Genomic DNA, 16,835 nt, shown 5'->3' with positions numbered 1-16,835 from the left:
ACAATATTGCGAGGGGCGAGTGAGTTCTTTATTAGATTTCTACAAAGTAGAATTAGGTGATGCACGCTTTTTTATTTTTGATAGTAAAAGTGATCATCTAGTTTATGGTGACTTGGATTTTGAGGAATATCATTGGGACAAAGCAAAATTTAATAAAGTTCGTCTAGGTGATTTTTTTCTATACCGTCGACCACAAAAAGCTTCAGAAATAAAAAACCAATTCTATATTTACGGTGCTAGCCGAATTGGCCAGATGATTGAAATTCCTAATGAGTCTGTTCCCAGTAAAGTTCGTCAAAAGCCCGTTTATGCCACTATTGAAGAAGGCATTGCTTTTGAAAATCCAATTCTGCAATCCGATTTGGAAAATTTCAGTGGAGCTTTAAAACCCGTGGCTCAACTTGGGAATATTTTTTCCAGCAATATGGTATGAATGAAATCCATGCCGATGATTTTTGGCGACTGCTGGATATCGGTGTGCAAGCTAATACTTATCTAGAGTTCGATGCATCCCAAACTCGTGTAGAGCAAGAAGCTGCCAATTATTTTGTTGAAGATAAGCGCGCCAATGTCAAAATCCGAGGCGTTGAACAAAGAGAATTTGCTTTAAAAGTAAAGCTCAATTACCAATATCAATGCGCAATTTCAGGTATTAAAACCAAAGGTTTTTTAGTAGCTTCACATATCATTCCTTGGTCAGAAAATTATGAGCAACGAACTAATCCACGGAATGGAATTTGTCTGTCTTCTCTATTAGATAAAGCTTTTGATACTGGTTTTATTGCTATTGATGAAAAGTTTAAAGTTTGTATTGCGAATAAAGCAATACACGACCAGTCTTTATATATTTATTTAAAACAGTATGAGGGGCAGAGATTACAGGTGCCAAAGAGCTATCAACCCGATCAAAACTTTTTAGCTTGGCATCGGCAGCATGTATTTTTAGATAATCACAGTGCCGATATCAGTTTCAAGTTAGAGTAAGCAAATTATATAAATTAGCCTTTTATATCATTTTGATTTTTTAAAAATAAAAAAGTCCGATGGATTACCTAGGGGTTTTTCTTCTATTTCGACTTCGCCTTCAAGTCATTCGTATTAACGAGGCTTAGGCGATATTTTGTAATATGGGCTGTTGTGATGATTATGACTTAGTGTAATTTTTTACATGACTGTAATCAGATGAAGAAATTAGACAGAGTATTTTGAATTAAAAGACTAGGGACTAGAGAAAAGCAAGACCTTAATTAATGGATCTAAGATAAGTGTGTATTTATTTATGGCACAAAAAAAGCACTCTAATGAGTGCTTTTTTTCATCTTAGCAACGATTAGATTGCAGTGATGTTAGTCGCTGTAGGGCCTTTTTGACCTTGAGCAACGCTGAAAGAAACCTTTTGGCCTTCAGCTAAAGTTTTGAAACCTGAACCTTGGATTTCGCTGAAGTGAGCGAAAACGTCTGGACCGTTGTCTTGTTGAATGAAGCCAAAACCTTTAGTTTCGTTGAACCACTTTACTGTACCAGTAACTGTATTAGACATAATATAACCTATTGAGTTTTATTGATTTATAGTCGATCTATGAGATGACTAAGATGTAACTTGGAAAAATAGACTGGATGGAGCTTTTGATCTATAAAAACGGAGGTTTATGACTAAAACTGCGATACTTAAAGAAGACTAACCAAAACAAGAATTTTTCTAGTTGTAACCATCATACCCGGAATTCAGAGATATTCAAGCTGTATATCACTATTATTTTTTATGCAGTTGATATCCCTTAAAATAATATTGTAGAAAAAATATACACTACTAAAAAATCAAGGACTTAATAGAATTGAACAAAAAAGAGCGCCGTAGCGCTCTTCTGATTATTTGACTTTAAAATTCAGCGAGAACTTAGTAATCGAAGCTGAAATGTTCAGATGCCAGTGAAGTCATCGTTTTAGATGGATTCACCATGGCCTCTGCATGACCTTGAGCACGCGGCAACATACGCTCAAAGTAGAAGTCAGCTGTCTTGATTTTTGCTTTATAGAACTCAGGAGTTTCAGTACCGTTGCCTTCAGCCAGTTTGGCTGAAGCCACCGCAGCCTGTTGTGCCCAGAAGTATGCCATCATCACATAGCCTGAGAACATCAAGAAATCTACAGACGCAGAAGATACGATGTCACGATCCTTACGTGCAGCCAGCATGATACGAACAGTCAATGCATTCCACTGTGCGCAAAGTTTGGTTAAGTCCCAAGCAAAACGACGCATGTATTTGTTACGTGCATGCTGACCACAGAATTTCAGGATTTCTGCAGTGTAATCACGAATCACTTTACCTTTAGAGGTTAACAGCACTTTACGACCAATCAGATCGAGTGCCTGAACACCTGTTGTACCCTCATAAAGGGTAGAGATACGTGAATCACGTACGATCTGTTCCATGCCCCATTCTTTAATATAGCCGTGGCCACCAAAGACTTGCATACCGTGATTGGCTGCTTCATAGCCTAGTTCAGTTAGGAAGCCTTTCAGAATTGGAGTATAGAAACCTAAGTGATCATCATGCGCTTCAAAAGCTGCTGTATCGCCACGAACCAGAGCATCATTCATTTTGTCAGCAATTTGCGCTGCATGGTAAATCATTGCACGACCACCTTCAGCAATCGCCTTTTGCGTCAGTAACATACGGCGAACATCAGCATGGTGAATGATGGCATCAGCTACTTTTTCCGGATCTTTCTTGCCAGAAAGGGCACGCATAGACATACGTTCTTTGGCATAAGGCAGGGCACCTTGGAAAGACAGCTCTGCATGACAGATCCCTTGAATTGCGGTACCAATACGCGCGGTATTCATAAAGGTAAACATTGCATGCAGACCTTTATTCTTTTCACCAATCAAGTAACCAACTGCATTGTCAAAGTTCAGTACAGCTGTTGCAGACGCGCGGATCCCCATTTTGTGTTCAATCGAACCACAAGTGACCGGATTACGTTCACCAATGCTGCCATCAGCTGCTGGAATGAATTTTGGTACGATGAACAGGGAAATGCCTTTAGTACCCGCAGGTGCATCTGGGAGGCGTGCAAGCACGATATGAATGATATTTTCAGTCAGGTCATGTTCACCCGCCGAGATAAAGATCTTAGTACCTGAAATGGCATAAGTGCCATCTGCATTTGGTTCAGCTTTGGTTTTTACCTGACCCAAGTCGGTACCACATTGTGGCTCAGTCAGACACATGGTCCCAGACCATGTACCTGCTACCAAGTGAGGTAGATAAAGATTTTTTTGTTCATCTGAGCCAAACTGAATAATCGTATTGATACAGCCTACGCTTAAGCCAGGATACATCTGGAAAGACCAGTTTGCAGTCCCCATCATTTCAGATTTAACCAGATTTAAAGATTGTGGCAGGTTTTGTCCGCCAAATTCTTCAGGATAAGAAAGACCTTGCCAGCCACCTTGTACGAACTGATCGTATGCTTCCTTAAAGCCTTTAGGCGTAGTGACTTCACCATTTTCAAAATGACAACCTTCCAGATCACCACTTTGATTCAATGGAGAAAGTACGTTTTCACAGAAATCTGCCGCACCTTCCAGAATCATATCTACGGTATCAGCATCGGCATATTCACCATTTGATAGCGTCTGGTAATGTGCAGGGTAATCAAGCACTTCATTCATTAAGAAGCGAATGTCACGTAACGGGGCTTTATATGCTGGCATGCGTTTTAATCCTGATTAATAGTTTTGGATTATCTGTATCGATTCTTTGATTATTCACATTGCAGCTAAAAATACATTGATAAGGCAAGCAAATAAAAATGTCAGAAAGGCGAATCGAGTAGATAGAAAAAATAGGGTGATTCTGGTTGAAGATATGGGCTAATAATAAAGAGCTAAAAAATAAAAAAGACTTATATGAGATGACTTTAATAGATAATTATTCTGTTTGTCTAGGTGGTTTTTTGGGTGAATTGTACACAAGTGTTATTGTTTGAAAATAAACAGAAGTGCTGTTATTAAACCCACTTATTGCTCTGTAGATTTCCTTCTGTCGGAAAATCAAAAGAGCCTCCGTAGAGACTCTTGAATCATATTAAAAGCTTAAACAGGCTTAAAGGAAATCTTTGAGCTGTGGCTTGACCCCATTCCAGATCGAGAAAGATTCAATCGCTTGACCCACCAGCATGCCAAAACCTTCAGCGCTAGGAATACCACGCGCACGGGCTTGATCTAGAAAAGTAGATGGTTTGCCATAGGCCATTTCATAAGCGTGTTTAAACTGCAGTGCTTCCGGCAGGATTAAGGCATCGCCACTTAAGCTGGCAGAAGTTGCATTAATAATGATATCGAAATCCCCCGCCAGATCAGTCAAGGCAATCGCTTGCAGTTCAGCCTGTGGTACTGCATCTTTCAGATCCGCAATCAGCTGTTCGGCACGAGCGAGGGTACGGTTGGCAATGACAATTTTTTTCGCGCCTGCCTGTACCAGTGGATAGATCACGCCCCGAGTCGCACCACCAGCGCCAATAATCAGAATGTCGGTATTTTCCAGATTCCAGTCTAAAGCACGAATAGCTTCGACCAGACCTTGACCATCGGTATTATCACCATGCAGGGCGCCATTTTCCATCCATAGTGTATTCACTGCACCGGCAATACGGGCGCGTTCAGTCAGCACCTGACACTGAGCATAGGCCTGTTCTTTAAAAGGAACTGTAACGTTCATACCAATACCACCTTGGGCAAAGAAGTCCTGAATATTGGCTTCAAAGCCATCCAGCGGGGCCAGACGTTTACTATAGGTGAGGTCAATGCCGGTTTTAGCGGCAAAGGCATGATGCAATTCTGGAGAACGTGATTGTTCAATCGGGTTGCCAACAACAGCAAATTGTTTGCTCATTTCACAGTGTCCATGTGCTGAAATGCCCAACAATATACGTGAAAACGGGTAGGGACTAAAGCCTTGAAAGGTCTAATTCTATGGACTTATTTTAGGAATTACAGGTTTTAATAATACGTTCAGTCAAGAGCAGGGCACCACTTAAGATAATACCGATGATCATAATAATACTGACACTAATTGCCAGACTGTCCAGGATGACATCCTTGGTTAAGAATGTTGTGGTAATCGCGCTGACTGTAACGGTCAGAAATATCCACATCATCAGCACATGACTTTTGAAATATCGTAGCTGCATATATTTTTACCCACTATTTTTAAGATTTTACTATACAGCAGAGCTTGTGACGAAGTGAGGACATTTCTGCTTATTTGTATAAAGAAAAGTTTCTAAATGTTTATAGAAAATTTTCGTTCACATTCAGAGCGTCAAAAATTCAATTTTGTAAATTTTGCAATGACTCGTTGTAAAGAGAAAGCTTTAAGCAAAAGGAAGATTAAATTTATTTCATACAGAAATTAATCAAAAGAGTTTCAATAAAAAATGCCCTCAAGCGGAGAGCATTTTGGTTAAGCGTATACTTACTTCTTTAACTCTTTTAGCCAATCTCGTGGCTTCAAGTAATAATCGGTGAGTTGTTTCTCTGGTGAACCTTCGGCCCATTCAGGACGATAAGACCAACCAGTCAGTGGCGGCAGACTCACTAAAATGGATTCGATCCGACCACCGGTCTGCAAACCAAACAAAGTGCCACGGTCATAAACCAGGTTATATTCAACATAACGGCCACGACGATAGAGCTGAAACTCACGCTGTGCTTCGCTATAAGGTTTGTCCTGATTGCGCTGGAAAATCGGAATGATGGCATCCAGGTAACCATTGCCAACTGCCTGCATATATTTAAAACAGGTTTCAAAATCCCATTGATTCAGGTCATCAAAGAACAGGCCGCCGACACCACGTTGTTCATCACGGTGTTTTAAGTAAAAATAATCATCACACCATTTTTTATGCTGTTCATAAACTTCTTCGCCGAATGGTGCACACAGGTCATGCGCAGTCTGATGCCATGAAAGCACATCTTCATTATTCGGATAGAATGGCGTCAGGTCAAAACCACCACCAAACCACCAGATCGGATCCTGGCCTTCTTTTTCAGCCACAAATAGGCGCACATTGGCATGTGAAGTCGGTACATTTGGATTTTTAGGATGGATCACCAGTGATACACCCATCGCCTGTGCCTTAGCCCCGGCAATTTGTGGATGACGTTCAGTCGCAGAAGCAGGCAGTCTGGAAATATTGATGTGTGAAAACATCACGCCACCTTTTTCAATCACTGTGCCATTTTGCAGCACACGTGAACGGCCACCACCACCTTCAGGGCGTTCCCAGTCATCAATGATAAATTCAGCTGAGCCACCGCCGGCATGTTCTTGTTGTTCGAGAGCTGCACAGATGCGAGCCTGTAAGTCGAGGAGAAATTCGCGTACGCGTTGAATATCCGCAGAAGTTGGATGCTGCATCAAAACCCTCATGGGGAGAAAGAAAGACTTGCTACATCAAAGCATAAAATGGCATAAAAATTAAGGTGTATTTGCTGATGGTGATTATCTAAAAAGACTTTTTATTTAAAGTAAATTCAAGCAGGGCAGTGTATTAAATCCGACTGAGATGCTAGGTTGAATTCTTTTTCCGGCCCACACACAATAGCCTTAGATGGCCCATGCTTGGGTGAATTTCGATGGTCATAGGTGGATATTATGTCGGTTCAGACTACTTCCCTCATTCAAAAATACAATGTCCCAGGTCCACGCTATACCAGTTATCCAACTGTACCGTATTGGGAAGGACAGTACTTTTCTATCGAACAATGGAAACAGACTTTAAAGCGCTCTTTTGCTGAATCGAATCAGACCGAAGGCATCAGTCTGTATATCCATCTGCCATTTTGTGAAAGCCTGTGCACTTTCTGTGGTTGTCATAAACGTGTTACCAAACGTCATGAAGTCGAGCAGCCCTATATTCAGGCGGTGCTAAAAGAATGGGATCTGTATTGTGAATTATTGGAAGAAAAGCCAATGATCAAGGAAATCCATCTTGGCGGTGGTACACCGACTTTTTTCTCGACTGAGCACTTAACTCAACTGATTAAAGGTATTTTGGCTAAGGCTGAAATTGCACCTGAGCATGAATTCAGTTTTGAAGGGCATCCGAACAATACTACCTATGAACATTTGCAAGGCTTGTATGATCTAGGTTTTCGTCGGGTCAGTTATGGCGTGCAGGATTATAACGAGACTGTACAGAAAGCCATTCATCGCATTCAACCTTATGAAAATGTCAAACAGGTCACTGAATGGGCACGTGAAATTGGCTATACCTCGATTTCGCATGATCTGGTCTTTGGCTTACCATTCCAGAGTCTGGATGATGTACTGAACACCATTGGTCAAACCAATACCTTAATGCCAGATCGTTTGGCCTTATATAGCTACGCCCATGTGCCGTGGATCAAGGGTAATGGCCAGCGCGGCTTTAAAGATGCCGATGTGCCTAAAGATGAGATCAAGCGCCAGTGCTATGAAGAAGGCAAAAAGAAACTGCTGGCACATGGTTACCATGAAATTGGCATGGATCATTTTGCGCTGCAAAGTGACAGCATGTATCAGTCTTTTAAGGATGGCTCTTTACATCGTAATTTTATGGGCTATACCGCTTCCAAAACCCAAGTGATGATTGGACTGGGGATTTCCTCAATCAGTGACAGCTGGTACAGCTTTGCCCAGAATGTGAAAACCATTGAAGAATATTATGAATCTCTGGAACAGAATGAAATTCCGGTCTTTAAGGGGCATGTATTAAGTCAGCAAGATCTGATTATCCGTAAACATATCCTGAATTTGATGTGTAGCTTCACAACTTCTTGGGTTGACGATCACATGCAATTTGCTGAAATTGATGACGTGCTAGAACAGCTCGAAGAAATGTCACAGGATGAGTTAATTAAAATTGAAGACTCATCAGTCACAATTTTAGAGAAAGGGAAACCTTTTGTACGTAATATCTGTATGGCTTTTGACCTGAGATTAAAACGTAAGATGCCAGAGAACCGAATTTTTTCGATGACGATTTAGAAATCCCTCCAAACCTCCCTTTCTCAAAGGGAGGCTTTTTCCTTCTTTTTAGAAAGGGGAGGAACTCCCTCCTTTAGTAAAGGAGGGTTGGGGAGGATTTATACAAATTGTTAAAAATCATCCTTCCGATACAAATGCGACATACGTTCATGCTTGGTCTTAAGGTACTGTTCATTAAATGGATTCAGACCAACCGTCAGCGGTATACGATCCACGACATTAATGCCCAAGTCTTTAAGTGCATTGATTTTTGAAGGGTTGTTGGTAATCAAACGTACTGCTTTTACCCCTAAATGATCCAGCATGATGCTACACATATCGTATTGGCGTGCATCGGCTGGCAAGTTCAGCATCAAGTTGGCATCTACGGTGTCATGACCTTGATCCTGCAGGGCATAGGCACGGATTTTATTGGTCAAGCCGATGCCGCGGCCTTCCTGGCGCAAGTACAGAATCACACCACGACCGACTTCATTAATCAGCTTTTGTGTCGCCTGAAGCTGCGGTCCACAATCGCATTTTAGTGAGGCAAAAGCATCACCCGTCAAACACTCAGAATGTACACGTACCAGCACGGCTTCATCACTTGGTTCTTCCAGTCCTTTAGATAATGCGACATGTTCTTCGCCAGTCTTAGGGTCTTGAAAAACAGTAATTTTAAATTCACCGTGAGCGGTAGGTAATCTTGATGTTGCTACAAACTCGATAGGCACAGCTGAACCCGTTAAATCCTGAAATTGCTCAAAGTATAGCGTAATGATTGGACATTAGTAGGGTTGCATAGATGAATTTCTGGAGAACATTTTCTTTTTTGTATAAAGCGAACGATAATAGTTGATAAACAGTAAGATTATTCAGGATAATCGTATTCTGCAAAATTTTACCCTGATCAAGATCATTGTTTAATATTGCGCCGTTAACAGCTTTACTGAATTGAAGCTGCTACAATTCGACTATATGATCGGGACTCCCCATAGACAGACCTAGCTTAGGATTTGCCAGGCTTTTGAAGGCTTTGCCATTTATGCTGTATACAGAAATACCAACTCAACGCCCTGTAACACCGTTGCTTGATGCGATCGACCATCCAGAGCAATTGCGTTCACTTGAGCCAAATCAGCTTGAGCAGGTGGCAGATGAGTTACGTCAGTACATTTTGTATGCTGCAGGACAAAGTGGTGGGCATTTTGGTGCCAATCTGGGGGTGATTGAGCTGACAGTGGCTCTGCACTATTGCTTCAATACGCCAAACGATCGCCTGATCTGGGATGTAGGCCATCAGGCATATCCGCATAAAGCCTTAACCGGTCGTCGTGAGCAATTAACCACGATTCGTGCCAAAGATGGTCTGGCGGCATTCCCGGCACGGGATGAATCTGAATTTGATACCTTTGGGGTAGGGCATTCTTCAACTGCGATTTCAGCAGGCTTGGGGATGGCCTTGGCGCGTCGCTACCAAAACAATCCATGTGAAGTGGTGTCCATCATTGGTGATGGTGCAATGACGGCAGGTATGGCCTTTGAAGCCATGAATGATGCTGTTGCACACAATGCTGATCTGATGGTGGTGCTGAATGACAATGACATGTCGATTTCCTGCAGCACCGGTGGTTTTGCCAAGCATCTCGCTGCACTGTGGGAACGCGGTGAGTCGGTAAATATTACCGAAGAGGGTGAAGCCTTCGTTCAGCCGCATCCGGAATGGGTCTACAACTCGCGTCTGCATTGCGCAGCGACTGATGCTGCCGATAACCTGTTTAAAGCGATTGGCTTCGACTACTTTGGTCCATATGACGGCCATGACCTGAATCAATTGGTACATGTGTTTAATGCGCTGAAAAAGCGTAAAGGTCCACGCCTGATTCATGTCTATACTAAAAAAGGCAAAGGCTTTGCTCCGGCAGAAGCAGAACAAATTAAATATCACGCGATTAATCGTCTAAATGCAGGATCTGCTACAAACCCAGTACCAAAATATTCTGATGTCTTTGGTCAGTGGCTATGTGATGAAGCGGCTAAAGATGACCGCTTGCTTGCCATTACTCCGGCCATGTGTGAAGGCTCGGGTATGGTGAAATTTGCGAAGCAATATCCTGAGCGTTTCTTTGATGTCGCGATTGCGGAACAGCATGCGGTAACGCTAGCAGCGGGTATGGCCTGTGAGGGTCTAAAACCAGTCGTTGCCATCTATTCAACCTTCTTGCAACGTGGCTATGACCAGCTGGTACATGATGTAGCACTGCAAAATCTGGATGTGACGTTTGGTATCGATCGGGCTGGTCTGGTCGGTGAAGATGGTCCGACGCATGCGGGTGCTTATGATTATGCTTATATGCGTACCATTCCGAACCTGGTAATTATGGCGCCAAAAGACGAAAATGAATGTCGCCAGATGTTACACACTGCCTATCTCTATAAAGGTCCGGCAGCAGTACGTTATCCGCGTGGGAATGGTCTAGGCGTCGAGATTCAGCAGGACATGGTTGAATTACCAATTGGTCAGGCAGAAATCGTAGCGAGCTTTAATAGTCAGCATGATGATTATATCTCTGTACTGGCATTTGGTAGCCGAGTGCAGGCTGCTATTGATGCAGCCCAAGCTTTTGCTGTAAAACTTGATTTGGCGGTGCGTGTGGTGAATATGCGTTTTATCAAACCACTGGATACCCAGATGCTGGATGATATTGCACCAAGTACCAGCCTGTTTGTTACTGTCGAAGAGCATGCAGTTATGGCGGGTGCGGGCAGTGCAGTCAATGAATATCTGGCTGAAGCGCAGATCGTGAAACCAATCTTAAATCTTGGTCTTGCTGATACCTTTATGGCACAAGCGACGCACGCACAGATGCTGCAACAGGCGGGACTTGATGCTCAAGGTATTGAAAAGTCGATGAATCAGGCCTGGTCTTCACTCACTCAGTCGGTCTGAGACAAAGCCTTTAAAATTTTAGACACATTTTTTCCCAAAAAGCCCTTATATTTGCTAAAATGTAGGGGCTTTTATGCATTATTCTTTATCAATATCTTCAAATTTGTAGTGGGTGTTCAATGGAACCTATGGTGGTGATGGCTGCGCGTGCGGCTCAATTAGTTGGTCAAGAGCTTTTAAAAGCGCATCAAAATCGTCATAAACTCGATCTACAAGTCGAAGAAAAAGGCATTGATGGTCCTGTAACGCGTGTTGACCGTTACCTGGAGCAACTGACTATCGATACGCTGCGTAAAAGTTATAAAAACCACAGCTTCCTTGGTGAAGAGTTTGGTCTGCAAGAAGGTAAAGGTCACGACGCTGAATGGTGTTGGGTGATTGATCCTCTTGACGGTACACTGAACTTCATCAACGGTTTCCCGCATTTCTGTATCTCTATTGCTGTTCAGCACAAAGGCGTAACGCAACACGGTGTTATCTATGACCCTGTGAAAGACGAGCTATTCTCTGCAAGTCGTGGTCGTGGCGCGATGCTGAACCAGCGTCGTATCCGTGTAAACGTGAAAGACAACTTACAGAATTCTTTCCTGGCAGTAGGTCATGCTTACCGCGCTCAACGTGGTGGTGAAGTGGTGTCTTATGCGAAAAACCATTTCGAATCACTATTAAACGTCACTGAAGCAGGTGCTCAATACCGCCGTGCAGGTTCTGCTGCGCTGGATCTGGCTTATGTTGCTGCAGGTCGTTTAGATGGTTACTTTGAACTTGGTTTGAAACCTTGGGATATCGCCGCGGGTGAGCTGATTGTGAAAGAAGCGGGCGGTACAGTGGTTGATGCACGTGGTGGCAGCGAATCTATGGAAAAAGGTCAGGTCCTTGCCTGCTCTATGAAAATGCTAAAACCTTTAATGCAGGCCGTTATTCCTGCATGGGGCGATGCAGCTAAATAATCGGGTTTAGACATTTTGGTTTAAAACATATTAAAGGCATCTTCCGAGATGCCTTTTTCATTACTGAAAAATATTTTTACTGCTAACTATGGTTAAAATATCAACTAATTTTAGATTAATACAAAATAACAATAAAACTTAATGACATTATTTTTAATCCTGCTATAATCCGCGCACGCACTTAATTTCTGTTCGTTACCTGAACATTTCTCTTCTTATCATTGTGTATGCGCGTGCGGTCCAAAGAGAGGACGATATCTCGCGCCCCAATCGCTAAAGCGATTCCTTCAGGTTATGCCGTAATCATGCGTGCGTTATATCACATCGTCGTTACTCGGATCGCCGCTGAATGATCTCTTATTTTCAGCGTATATTGCTGTACCGCTTTTTGTCGATGTTCATTTGACTTTATTTTTAATGGAGCACCCAATTTCCGGGTGAAAGACTCTATGAGCAAAACTTTTGCTGATTTTCCTCTACACGAAACCTTACAACAAGCTCTACAAGCACTAGGCTTTACTGCGCCTACACCTGTACAGGAACAATCTATTCCTGCGGCGCTTGAAGGTAAAGACCTTCTAGTGTCAAGCCAGACTGGTTCTGGTAAAACTGCAGCCTTCCTTCTCCCTACATTGAATGGCCTTGCAACTGAAGATACTTTCGTTCCGTTCAAAGAACGCATGAAAGCGGTAACTCAACCGAATATCCTGGTAATTTCACCAACACGTGAACTTGCACAACAGGTATGTCAGGATGCGATTGCATTTGTACGTCACATGAAAGGTGTTCGTATTGCTGCAATCATGGGTGGTATGCCATTTGGTAAACAAATCCAGCAATTAAAAGGTGCACAAGTGGTTGTAGCGACTCCAGGTCGTTTGCTTGATCTTGTAAACCGTCGCCAGATTAAACTGGACAAAGTCGATGCGTTAATCGTCGACGAAGCTGACCGTATGTTAGACCTTGGTTTCTCTGAAGACCTTGAGGCAATCGGTGACTTGGCTGCGAACCGTAAACAGACTTTGATGTTCTCTGCAACATTTGCTCCACGTATCATCACGCTTGCTGAACGCATGATGAATGAGCCAGAGCGTATTGCGATCGAAACTGGTCACTCTACGAATACTGACATCACTCAGACTCTGCACTGGACGGATGGCTTTGAGCACAAGAAAAAATTATTAACTCACTGGTTAAACGAAGAAGACGTTGATCAGGCAGTGGTATTCGCTTCTACGCAAGAAGATACCGATATGCTGGCTGAAGAACTTGCTGAAGCAGGTCTATCTGTTGTAGCGCTTCACGGTGCAATGCCACAGACCGTTCGTAACCGTCGTTTACGTAGCATCCGTGAAGGTCGTGCAAAAATCCTGGTTGCAACTGACGTTGCAGCACGTGGTCTAGACGTACCAACAATCTCTCACGTGATTAACTTCGGTCTTCCAATGAAGAACGAAGACTATGTACACCGTATCGGTCGTACAGGTCGTGCGGGCCGTACTGGTAAAGCGATTACTTTGGCAACTTACCGTGAACGCGGTAAAATCCGTGCGCTTGAAGACTACCTGGATGCTCGTTTAGAAGTATCTGAAATCGAAGGTCTTGAGCCATCTCCACCTCCTGCACGCGGTAGCCGTGATGGTGCTGGTCGTGGTCGCGGCGGTCGTCGTGATGGCGGTCGTGGTGGCTTCGGCGGTGGTCGTCGTTTCGAAGGTGAAGGTAACTTCAAACGTCGTGAAGGTGGTGATGACCGTCCACGTCGTGACTTCAATAGCGATCGTCCACGTCGTGAAGGCGGTTTCGGTGATCGTCCACGTCGTGATTTTAATGAAGACCGTCCACGTCGCGAGTTCAACAATGATCGTCCGCGCCGTGAATTTGGTGACCGTCCTCGTTTCGAAAATGGTGATGACAACCGTGGCAACCGCGTAGACTACAAACCACGTCGCGAAGGTTCTTTCGGTGACCGTCCTAAACGTGATTTTGGTGATCGTCCAGCGCCACGTCGTGAAGGCGGTTTCGGTGACCGTCCTAAACGTGATTTCGGTGATCGTCCAGCGCCACGTCGCGAAGGTGGCTTTGGTAACCGTCCGGCACGTTCATTCGGTGATGACCGTCCTAAACGTGATTTCGGTGGTGATCGTCCACGTCGTAACTTCGATGACAAACCACGTGGTGAGCGTTCGTTCGGTGAAGACCGTCCACGTCGCAAATTCAATGACTAATTGAATCTAGCCAGAAAAAACCAGCGATAACGCTGGTTTTTTTACGGATGCATTTTTTTAAAGTTTTAGGTAAAGTGTGTGCCAATCCGGAATTTGAATCGGTTATGATAATTAACTCTCAAAAAACACACTTGACTTGTTATATTCATGAGGTTGTTATGCCTTATATTGCGCTGATCCTGATCTTATGTAATATTTTTCTCTTTCTCTATAATTTTTATAATTGAATGATTATTGAACATATAAGCAAGCGATAAAATTATAAAAATAAATCATGCTTTCTCATTTTTTTCATTCAGATATTGCCTTTTTGCCATTGTAACATTCCGATCAAAAGGTAACATTTAGACAGATAATCCTTTATAGTACGCATGCTGAAAAAATGCAGGAAAACGCTTAGCTATGAAAAATCAAACAGCGTTTGAGACTCAATCACTCATAGAAGTGAAAGGTTTGAGCTTCAAGCGAGGCGAACGTGTGATTTATGAGAATGTCAGCCTGAACATTCGACGTGGTCAGATCACTGCCATTATGGGACCTTCTGGTACCGGTAAAACTACATTATTACGCCTTATTGGCGGACAGCTAACGCCAGATCAGGGACAGGTGTTGCTGGATGGCAAGGATATCGCACGTATGTCACGTAGTGAGCTGTTTGCTGCACGTGCACGTATGGGTATGTTATTCCAGAGCGGTGCATTGTTTACAGATATGAGTGTCTATGAAAATGTCGCTTTCCCGATTCGTGCACATACCAAATTGCCTGAGCACTTGATCGCAGAAATCGTGGCGCTCAAGCTGGAATCTGTCGGTCTGCGCGGTGCAGAGCAGATGATGCCCTCTGAATTATCCGGTGGTATGAACCGTCGTGTGGCCCTGGCACGTGCGATTGCACTTGACCCAGAGCTGATCATGTATGACGAACCATTTGCCGGACAAGACCCGATTGTGATGGGTGTATTAACGCGTCTGATTCGTTCCCTGCGTGAAGCATTAGACCTGACTACAATTATCGTTTCGCATGACGTCGCAGAAACTCTATCCATTGCGGACTACATTTACGTAGTCGCAGAAGGAAAGATCCAGGGCGAAGGCACACCTGAAGAATTAAAAGCACATCCTTCTGCATTTGTTCAGCAGTTCCTGACGGGTTCCGTTGAGGGGCCGGTGGATTATCAGTTTAGCCATCAGGCTTATTTAAGTGATGAGGTGCGTTCATGAATGCAATTGCCTTATTGGGTAGACGCGTCATAGAACGTGTACGCGGGATTGGGGTCGCGACCTTGATGCTGTTGCGCATTCTGATTTCGATGCCAACCTGGCTGGGGTTTAAGCTGTTTGTTTATCAGATGTATCGTGTTGGGGTGCTCTCTTTACTGATCATCGTAGTTTCGGGCCTGTTTATTGGTGCTGTCCTCGGTTTGCAGATGTATACCATTCTGGCCACCTTCGGTAGTGAAGCGATGCTTGGTACCGCTGTTGCTCTAACCTTATTACGCGAGCTGGCACCGGTTGTGGCAGCTTTACTTTTTGCGGGTCGTGCCGGTTCAGCATTGACAGCTGAAATCGGTCTGATGAAAGCCACTGAACAGTTATCCAGTATGGAGATGATCGGGGTTGATCCGCTGAAAAGGGTTATTTCTCCACGTCTTTGGGCAGGAATTTTCAGCCTGCCAATGCTGTCCGTGATTTTTGCTGCTGTGGGTATTATGGGCGGTAAAATGGTCGGTGTAGATTTCCTGGGTGCAGATGAAGGCGCTTATTGGAGCGGCATGGAAAGTACCGTGCAGTTCTATAAGGATATCTTTAACGGGACCATCATTAAAAGTTTTGTGTTTGCATTAATTTGTACATGGATTGCGGTCTATCAGGGATATGCCTGTGAACCAACATCTGAAGGGATTGCAACGTCCACAACACGTACTGTGGTGTATTCATCGTTGTGTGTTTTAGGTTTTGATTTCGTGTTGACTGCGGTCATGTTCGGAGGTGTTTAATGAAATCACGTACTAGTGAGCTGGCCGTTGGTGTTTTTGTCATTCTGTTTGGAATTGCAATTTTCTTCTTGGCAATGCGTGTCAGTGGTTTGGTCGGAACGAATATTGCCGATAGCTATAAAATGACAGCCACTTTCGAAAATGTAAATGGCATTAAGCCACGTGCCAAAGTGGCTTTAAGCGGTGTAAAAGTCGGTCAGGTCGATACGATTACACTTGATCCAGTCACTCGATTAGCCACGGTACATATGACGCTGGATGGTTCGCTGACATCGTTTAATGCTGAACAGTTGAAGAAAGTACAGCAAGAAGCCCTAGACGAACTACGTTACAGCACTGACTATGAAGCTGCGGCGCCTGCGCAACAAAAAGTAATGGAAAAACAACTCTTAGACAACATGACATCCATCACCAATATTGATGAAGATGCTTACATTATGGTAGCAACCAATGGCTTGCTGGGTGAAAAGTATCTGAAAATTATTCCAGGCGGCGGTCTGAATTATTTGAAACGTGGTGATCAGATTGCCAATACCCAAGGCACGATGGAAATTGAAGATTTAATTACCAAATTCGTGACAGGTGGAGCAGGCAGTAAGTCATCAGAAACTCAGGAGATCTCTGCTGATGAAGCAGTAACTTCTGAAACTACAGATGCAGAACCTGCATTTGTTGAATAATAGGTTGAGGAAATT

15 protein-coding genes are annotated in these 16,835 nt (G+C 43.5%); 9 read left to right on the top strand and 6 right to left on the bottom strand.

The window, feature by feature from the left end:
• Nucleotides 1-19: 19 nt before the first annotated feature.
• Both IHE35_RS12885 and IHE35_RS12880 read left to right on the top strand, forming a co-directional pair.
• Nucleotides 20-433, top strand: a complete 414-nt coding sequence (locus IHE35_RS12885; RefSeq protein WP_242787955.1) for a hypothetical protein — start codon at nt 20-22, stop codon at nt 431-433.
• On the top strand, nt 430-984 hold the full coding sequence (locus IHE35_RS12880) for an HNH endonuclease (protein WP_242787954.1): 555 nt from the start codon (nt 430-432) through the stop codon (nt 982-984). Before IHE35_RS12885 ends, IHE35_RS12880 begins: the two co-directional genes overlap by 4 nt.
• A 346-nt stretch (nt 985-1,330) precedes the next feature.
• On the opposite strand, the gene IHE35_RS12875 is transcribed toward IHE35_RS12880, so the two are convergent.
• From IHE35_RS12875 to hemF, 5 genes are all read right to left on the bottom strand, one after another.
• On the bottom strand, nt 1,331-1,540 hold the full coding sequence (locus IHE35_RS12875) for a cold-shock protein (protein ID WP_004786992.1): 210 nt from the start codon (nt 1,538-1,540) through the stop codon (nt 1,331-1,333).
• A gap of 357 nt (nt 1,541-1,897) precedes the next feature.
• On the bottom strand, nt 1,898-3,721 hold the full coding sequence (locus IHE35_RS12870) for an acyl-CoA dehydrogenase C-terminal domain-containing protein (RefSeq protein WP_242787952.1): 1,824 nt from the start codon (nt 3,719-3,721) through the stop codon (nt 1,898-1,900).
• A gap of 391 nt (nt 3,722-4,112) precedes the next feature.
• Nucleotides 4,113-4,901, bottom strand: a complete 789-nt coding sequence (gene aroE / locus IHE35_RS12865; protein WP_242787950.1) for a shikimate dehydrogenase — start codon at nt 4,899-4,901, stop codon at nt 4,113-4,115.
• Between the two features lie 91 nt (nt 4,902-4,992).
• Nucleotides 4,993-5,199, bottom strand: coding sequence for a hypothetical protein (locus IHE35_RS12860; RefSeq protein WP_242787948.1), 207 nt, complete (start codon nt 5,197-5,199; stop codon nt 4,993-4,995).
• Between the two features lie 284 nt (nt 5,200-5,483).
• A complete protein-coding gene (gene hemF / locus IHE35_RS12855; protein ID WP_242787946.1) occupies nt 5,484-6,428 on the bottom strand; it encodes an oxygen-dependent coproporphyrinogen oxidase in 945 nt (314 codons plus the stop codon).
• Nucleotides 6,429-6,665: 237 nt separating this feature from the next.
• Here hemF and hemN point away from each other — a divergent pair, with 237 nt between their 5' ends.
• A complete protein-coding gene (gene hemN, locus IHE35_RS12850; RefSeq protein ID WP_242787944.1) occupies nt 6,666-8,039 on the top strand; it encodes an oxygen-independent coproporphyrinogen III oxidase in 1,374 nt (457 codons plus the stop codon).
• A gap of 110 nt (nt 8,040-8,149) precedes the next feature.
• Here hemN and ribA read toward each other — a convergent pair whose 3' ends face one another.
• A complete protein-coding gene (gene ribA / locus IHE35_RS12845; RefSeq protein ID WP_242787942.1) occupies nt 8,150-8,752 on the bottom strand; it encodes a GTP cyclohydrolase II in 603 nt (200 codons plus the stop codon).
• 311 nt (nt 8,753-9,063) lie between these two features.
• Between ribA and dxs the strand changes: the two genes are divergently transcribed.
• The 6 genes from dxs to IHE35_RS12815 all read left to right on the top strand — a co-directional run bounded on the left by dxs (nt 9,064) and on the right by IHE35_RS12815 (nt 16,820).
• Entirely contained in the window at nt 9,064-10,968 is a 1,905-nt protein-coding gene (gene dxs, locus IHE35_RS12840; RefSeq protein WP_242787940.1) for a 1-deoxy-D-xylulose-5-phosphate synthase, read from the top strand.
• A 119-nt stretch (nt 10,969-11,087) separates the two neighbouring features.
• Nucleotides 11,088-11,918 (top strand): inositol monophosphatase family protein, encoded by an 831-nt coding sequence (locus IHE35_RS12835; RefSeq protein ID WP_242787938.1) that lies wholly within the window; start codon nt 11,088-11,090, stop codon nt 11,916-11,918.
• 449 nt (nt 11,919-12,367) lie between these two features.
• Entirely contained in the window at nt 12,368-14,143 is a 1,776-nt protein-coding gene (locus IHE35_RS12830; RefSeq protein ID WP_242787936.1) for a DEAD/DEAH box helicase, read from the top strand.
• Between the two features lie 402 nt (nt 14,144-14,545).
• Nucleotides 14,546-15,364: an ABC transporter ATP-binding protein gene (locus IHE35_RS12825; protein WP_242787934.1), complete on the top strand. Its 819-nt coding sequence runs from the start codon at nt 14,546-14,548 to the stop codon at nt 15,362-15,364.
• Nucleotides 15,361-16,140, top strand: coding sequence for a lipid asymmetry maintenance ABC transporter permease subunit MlaE (gene mlaE, locus IHE35_RS12820; protein ID WP_242787932.1), 780 nt, complete (start codon nt 15,361-15,363; stop codon nt 16,138-16,140). The genes IHE35_RS12825 and mlaE overlap by 4 nt, the downstream gene beginning before the upstream one ends.
• Complete coding sequence (locus tag IHE35_RS12815) at nt 16,140-16,820, top strand: outer membrane lipid asymmetry maintenance protein MlaD (RefSeq protein WP_242787930.1); 681 nt, start codon at nt 16,140-16,142, stop codon at nt 16,818-16,820. The genes mlaE and IHE35_RS12815 overlap by 1 nt, the downstream gene beginning before the upstream one ends.
• The last annotated feature ends 15 nt before the right edge of the window (nt 16,821-16,835 follow it).

It is taken from the genome of Acinetobacter sp. ASP199, from assembly GCF_022700675.1.
GTDB lineage: Bacteria > Pseudomonadota > Gammaproteobacteria > Pseudomonadales > Moraxellaceae > Acinetobacter.
The sequence above is the reverse complement of the archived record's forward strand: the minus strand, read 5'-3'. Positions and strand labels throughout refer to the sequence as shown.

Excerpts from the sequence above, each read along its gene's own strand:
- hemF (WP_242787946.1), bottom strand. The coding sequence starts at position 6,428 with ATGCAGCATCCAACTTCTGCGGATATTCAACGCGTACGCGAATTTCTC.
- IHE35_RS12815 (WP_242787930.1), top strand. The coding sequence starts at position 16,140 with ATGAAATCACGTACTAGTGAGCTGGCCGTTGGTGTTTTTGTCATTCTG.
- IHE35_RS12875 (WP_004786992.1), bottom strand. The coding sequence starts at position 1,540 with ATGTCTAATACAGTTACTGGTACAGTAAAGTGGTTCAACGAAACTAAA.
- IHE35_RS12830 (WP_242787936.1), top strand. The coding sequence starts at position 12,368 with ATGAGCAAAACTTTTGCTGATTTTCCTCTACACGAAACCTTACAACAA.
- aroE (WP_242787950.1), bottom strand. The coding sequence starts at position 4,901 with ATGAGCAAACAATTTGCTGTTGTTGGCAACCCGATTGAACAATCACGT.
- hemN (WP_242787944.1), top strand. The coding sequence starts at position 6,666 with ATGTCGGTTCAGACTACTTCCCTCATTCAAAAATACAATGTCCCAGGT.
- IHE35_RS12870 (WP_242787952.1), bottom strand. The coding sequence starts at position 3,721 with ATGCCAGCATATAAAGCCCCGTTACGTGACATTCGCTTCTTAATGAAT.
- IHE35_RS12825 (WP_242787934.1), top strand. The coding sequence starts at position 14,546 with ATGAAAAATCAAACAGCGTTTGAGACTCAATCACTCATAGAAGTGAAA.
- IHE35_RS12880 (WP_242787954.1), top strand. The coding sequence starts at position 430 with ATGAATGAAATCCATGCCGATGATTTTTGGCGACTGCTGGATATCGGT.
- mlaE (WP_242787932.1), top strand. The coding sequence starts at position 15,361 with ATGAATGCAATTGCCTTATTGGGTAGACGCGTCATAGAACGTGTACGC.
- IHE35_RS12860 (WP_242787948.1), bottom strand. The coding sequence starts at position 5,199 with ATGCAGCTACGATATTTCAAAAGTCATGTGCTGATGATGTGGATATTT.
- dxs (WP_242787940.1), top strand. The coding sequence starts at position 9,064 with ATGCTGTATACAGAAATACCAACTCAACGCCCTGTAACACCGTTGCTT.
- IHE35_RS12835 (WP_242787938.1), top strand. The coding sequence starts at position 11,088 with ATGGAACCTATGGTGGTGATGGCTGCGCGTGCGGCTCAATTAGTTGGT.